Annotated in this window: 4 protein-coding genes; 3 read left to right on the top strand and 1 reads right to left on the bottom strand. The window is 36.7% G+C overall.

Translation table 11 applies throughout. From position 1 onward, the window contains the following. From M0Q20_RS10840 to M0Q20_RS10830, 3 genes are all read left to right on the top strand, one after another. Positions 1-1,167, top strand: a 1,167-nt coding sequence (locus tag M0Q20_RS10840) for an ATP-binding cassette domain-containing protein (protein WP_295061831.1), incomplete at its 5' end; no start/stop codon positions are given. After that, complete coding sequence (locus M0Q20_RS10835; protein ID WP_295061829.1) at positions 1,154-2,491, top strand: HlyD family type I secretion periplasmic adaptor subunit; 1,338 nt, start codon at positions 1,154-1,156, stop codon at positions 2,489-2,491. The genes M0Q20_RS10840 and M0Q20_RS10835, both read left to right, overlap by 14 nt. Then, on the top strand, positions 2,492-3,097 hold the full coding sequence (locus M0Q20_RS10830) for a LuxR C-terminal-related transcriptional regulator (protein WP_295061828.1): 606 nt from the start codon (positions 2,492-2,494) through the stop codon (positions 3,095-3,097). Between the two features lie 20 nt (positions 3,098-3,117). Here M0Q20_RS10830 and M0Q20_RS10825 read toward each other — a convergent pair. Continuing rightward, on the bottom strand, positions 3,118-5,207 hold a 2,090-nt coding region (locus M0Q20_RS10825; RefSeq protein WP_295061825.1), incomplete at its 5' end, for a VWA domain-containing protein.

Raw genomic sequence — 5,207 nt, 5'->3', positions numbered from 1 at the left:
ATAGAAGCAACACATGAGGCAAGTGCGAAAAAGAACTCTATTCTTATTGAATCTTTGAACAATATTGAGACACTTAAAACACTTGGTGCTTTAAACCAAGTTCAGTGGAACTGGGAAGAGTCAACCGGCGAGATAGCAAACAAAAGCTTGAAATCTCGCCTTTTATCTGCCTCTATTCCAACTGTGACACAATTTTTTATACAGCTAAATACCGTCATGATTATAGTTTATGGTGTTTACATGATTCAAGAGTTTGAACTCTCTATGGGTGGACTAATTGCCATAGTGATATTAACCTCTAGAACATTAGCGCCAATGGGGCAAGTCGCTGCACTGCTTACAAACTATGAGGATACAAAAACATCATATGAGACGCTAAATGAGATTATATCTCAGCCCAGCGAGAGACCAAACGGTAAAAAGTTTGTTGAAAAACCGGCTTTTAGCGGAGATATTGAGTTTATAGATGTGACTTTCTCTTATCCGTCAACTGATATGCATGTCCTTAAAAACGTATCTTTTAAAATTACCGCGGGTGAACATGTAGCTATAATAGGCAGGATTGGTTCCGGAAAAAGCACAATCCTTAAACTAATACTCGGTCTTTATGAACCGGATTCGGGTCAAATCCTAATTGATGGCATAGATATAAAGCAGATTGACCCTGCGGATTTGAGAAAAAATATGGGGTATGTCTCTCAAGATGTGATGTTGTTTCGCGGAACAGTAAAAGAGAATATAACTTTTTGCGCTTCGCACGCAAGCGACTTCTCTATGATACGTGCAGCGCAGATAAGCACAACCTCGGAGTTTATAAAAAAACACCCTAAAGGGTATGAGATGCCTATCGGAGAGAGAGGTCAAGGATTATCAGGAGGACAGCGTCAAAGCATAGGCATAGCTCGCGCATTTTTGCTAGAGTCTAATATAATGTTGATGGATGAGCCAAGCAATGCTATGGATCAATTAACAGAGTCCAAACTATTAGAGAATATGCAACAAGCACTAAGAGGAAAAACTTCATTGATAGTGACTCAAAAGATGAATCTTCTAAATATTGTGCAGCGTATAATAGTTATGAATGAGGGTAAAATCCTTATTGATGCGCCAAAAGAAGAAGCATTGAGAAAACTACAGGGCAAGGAAGATAGCAGTGAAAAAAAATAAGCCCGTAGAGTATACAAAAAACGATTATGACTTTATGAACAGCCTTAGTGCTGCCGTTTTAGAGCAAAGTCCATCAAAGATGAGCAGAGTTATAAAGATATGGCTCTTTACAATAGCCGCTTTTTTAATCTGGGCATCTTTGGCAGAAGTAGATGAGATAACTAGAGGAGACGGCGATGTCATCCCTTATGGACAAAATCAAATTATCCAAAATCTTGAAGGCGGTATTGTCGAGTCGATACTTGTCGAAGAGGGGCAGATTGTAAAAGAGGGAGAGGTTGTCTTAAAAATCAATAATGCCAAATCAGTATCTAGCTCCCGCACAAATGAGATGAAATATTATGAACTTGAAGCAAAAAGATTAAGGCTCTATGCAGAGGCAAATCAACAACCGTTTAAAGTGCCTGAGGTAGAAGATGAAGAGCTTAAGAGTCAGATAAAACTTGCACAAAATTTATATAATTCAAATAAAGTAGAGTTTAGTGCAAAAGATGACTCCTTTGTAAATCAAATAAAGCAGCGTGAGCAATCATATAAAGAGGCTAAAGCCAAAGTAAACTCTTTGCAAAAATCTTTGGAATTTGTAACCCAAGAGATTGAGATGACTGAGCCTATGGTTAAAGAGGGCATCAAATCAAAAGTTGATTTTCTAAAATTAAAGAGAGAGGCAAGCACTATTGAAAATGATATAGAAGCAACCATGCTCTCTCTACCTAGATTAACAGCGGCGATAGAAGAGATGAAAAATAAAAGAGAAGAGTCAAAACAGCTCTTTATCAATACCGCTAAAAAAGAGTTAAATGAAGTAATTGCCGAAATGTCAAGATTAAAAACGCAACAAGTCGCATTTAGTGACCAAGTTGAGAGAACAATGGTTAAATCTCCTGTGGAGGGCATTGTTCAAAAACTTTTTATAAATACGGTAGGCGGGGTAATCCAACCCGGAGCCGACTTGATAGAGATTGTCCCGACAAATAAAAAACTCTATCTTGAGGTTAAAATAAAACCAAGCGACATCGCTTTTATACACCCAGGAGCCGAAGCAAAAGTAAAAATATCAGCTTATGACTTTACAATCCACGGCGGACTCACCGGTAAAGTTGTCAACATATCACCCGACACAATTACAGACAATAAAGAGAATACTTTTTACATTATACATGTAGTGACAGAGAAAAACTACCTTGGTACAAAAGAGTACCCGCTAAATATTATTCCGGGGATGACTGCCAACGTAGATATAATTACCGGAAAAAAGAGTGTTATGGAGTATATTTTAAAGCCTATCCTAAAATCTAAACAGTATGTTTTTTCAGAAAAATAGATGAAGATTATATTTTTTAGTTCAAATATGGAGATAATTGATGAGTGGAGGCAAAGACACTCTATTGATGAGAGCGCCATATTTCACAACTCAACATCACTCAAAAATGAACTTAAAGAAAATACACAAATCATAGTCATAGCCGATTACGACACTATTGCTTATGAGCTAAACAGCATGCTCTCATCCGGTTTTACTCCTGAGAATCTGGTGGTTTTAGAGAAAGAACCATCAGTAGTAACCGGTAAGATGTTAATAATGCGCGGCACTAAAGCATACGGTAACTCAAGAATGCATGCAAATCATTTCACGCAGATGATTAAAACGGTTGAAGATGGAAATATCTGGACATATCCCGAACTAACAGCTCTCCTTGCTAAAAAAAATAAAAAAGAGTCAATTAATAAAGAGTCTAAAAAATTGATAGAGAGCAGATTGTCAGATAAAGAGCAAGAGGTACTTTTTCTCATACTTGATGCTCTTACAAACGATGCGATTGCCTCTTCGTTAAACATTACAACAAGAACTGTAAAAGCGCATGTAAGCTCTATTTTTTCTAAATTACATGTTAACGACAGGGTCTCACTAATACTGCTTTTAAAATAACATATAGATTTTTATATCTACTAACTCTCATCAACTTGAATATTTACGCTTACCTCTAGCGTAACAGAGTCGCCGCCAATTTCACCTGTATATCTACTATACTCTTGATTATCGATAAGAACTGTTTCTCCAGATCTCCACTCTCCGGTAGGATTAGAGTCTGTTACGGTATCTAGGTTTACATGATCACTACCATCTCCATCTATACGAAGAGTATTATTATTATCAGTCACACTTAAAACATCGCTGACACTAAGCGTAATATTTTGCACGCCATCACCTAAGTTAAGAGCTTCAATATTTGAAACAGTAGCACTTAGCCCACTAAAGTCAATACTCTCATCACCTGTTATAAGCAGTGTATCATACCCCGCTCCACCATCAATATCAGTAGTATCGTCAAACGTAAATGTTTCGCCAGTACCGATACTAAGAGTTAAATCACTACTCTTGATATCACCATCATTATCGACTACTGTTATGTTAAACTCTTCAGTTAAATCATTTCCTGAATATATAGTAGGTTTATATGTATAACTTCCGGTTTCAAAATTTAACTCCATTGAACCTTCACTAAGCGCAATTGCCTGAGTAGGGTTAGAAGCATCGTAAGTATATGCCGTTCCACTATATGTTAACTCAGAAATATGACCTCCGTCTGCACCAAAATTTATGCCTGATTGTCCATCTGTAGCATACAAACTTCCCTCTATAGATTCTATTGTCGAAGTTATTGTATCGCTTAGTTGTGTAGCATCTGTTACGACAATAACCTCTTTCGAATCTTGCACCTGAACCTTGTCTAAATAATCAACTGAAATATTATTGCCAATTCCAATTACTGTTAAATCAATGCTGTTTGTATTAATAAAATCGGTCCAATTATCAACATATGGCGTGTCAAGCCAACCACTCTCCTCATCGCTACCTTCTTTCCACCAACTACTACGCTTACCCTCTTTGTTTTCTGCTGTAGGTGCACCATCTGATATGAAATAAGCAACCGTGTTATCCGCCGCTGGCAATCCTGTATCATATGTTGATGACGTAGCTTGTAGAGCAGCTTCATAATTTGTTTTTACACTTGTAAGTTCTGGAATTGTTGAACTATCATATAAAACTTTATTTGTATCATGATCCATAGTTAACCTACTCAAATAGTCCAAAGTCTCCGCTTTATTTTTCCATCCTAAGCTTATAGCACCACCGTTGAAAAGTGTCAAATTCACGTTAACATCACCTTGGTCTGAGTAAGCATCAATTGTATTTATCAGCGCCTCTTTTGCGATATCAAAACGTGTTTTATTAGTTCCTGAGACAGTATCATCCATGGAGCCTGACACATCTAATGTAAATATAATGTTTGTATCAGTTGGTTCCGATAGCGACAACGAAACTGACGTAGTATTATCTATAATTGGGGAATCATCAAGTATTGTCACTGCCAAGTTGGCGCTCGAAGAGACACCATTTGAGTCTACAACAGTATATATAAATGTATCTACCTTATCTTCAGAGACAGAATGATTTAAAGGATTATTTAGTGTGTAAACATAATCACCTGTGACAGAGTTAACAACTAAAACATTCCCTTCCGCCGTAGTTACTGTAATCTCTTCATCTTCTACAGTTGTATTTCCTCCTATTATCGACACATCACTAAGTACAAATCCAGCAGGAAGAGTATCATCGCTTAAGATATTTCCGGTAGCTACTTCTTCCGTGCTTGAGCTATTAGTTCCAGTTGTTAATGCTGCTTCATCTACCTGAGCAGTATTATCGTTTAATATTGTAAGGTCTGGATTATCATTTACTGTTATCTCTATCGGTAGTGTTGTTGATGCTGTGTCTGCATTTGAAGATTCAGTAGCAGTTGCGACAACATTTAGTGTATATGTAGTCGTTTCATTAACATTTGGTGTTGTTAATATCAAACTATTTAGAGTCCAATTTGTTATGTTTACACTTGAATTTGATTCATCAGCAACAAATGAATTATTACCATCAGAAATAGTGAATCCTACAGGTATATCTTTAAGTAAAATATCTAATGATTCAGAACCATCAGCATCAACTAGAGAAGATGATATATTAAGTAAAACAGAACTAT

Source organism: Sulfurimonas sp. (genome assembly GCF_023229025.1).
Lineage (GTDB): Bacteria > Campylobacterota > Campylobacteria > Campylobacterales > Sulfurimonadaceae > Sulfurimonas.
The sequence above is the reverse complement of the archived record's forward strand: the minus strand, read 5'-3'. Positions and strand labels throughout refer to the sequence as shown.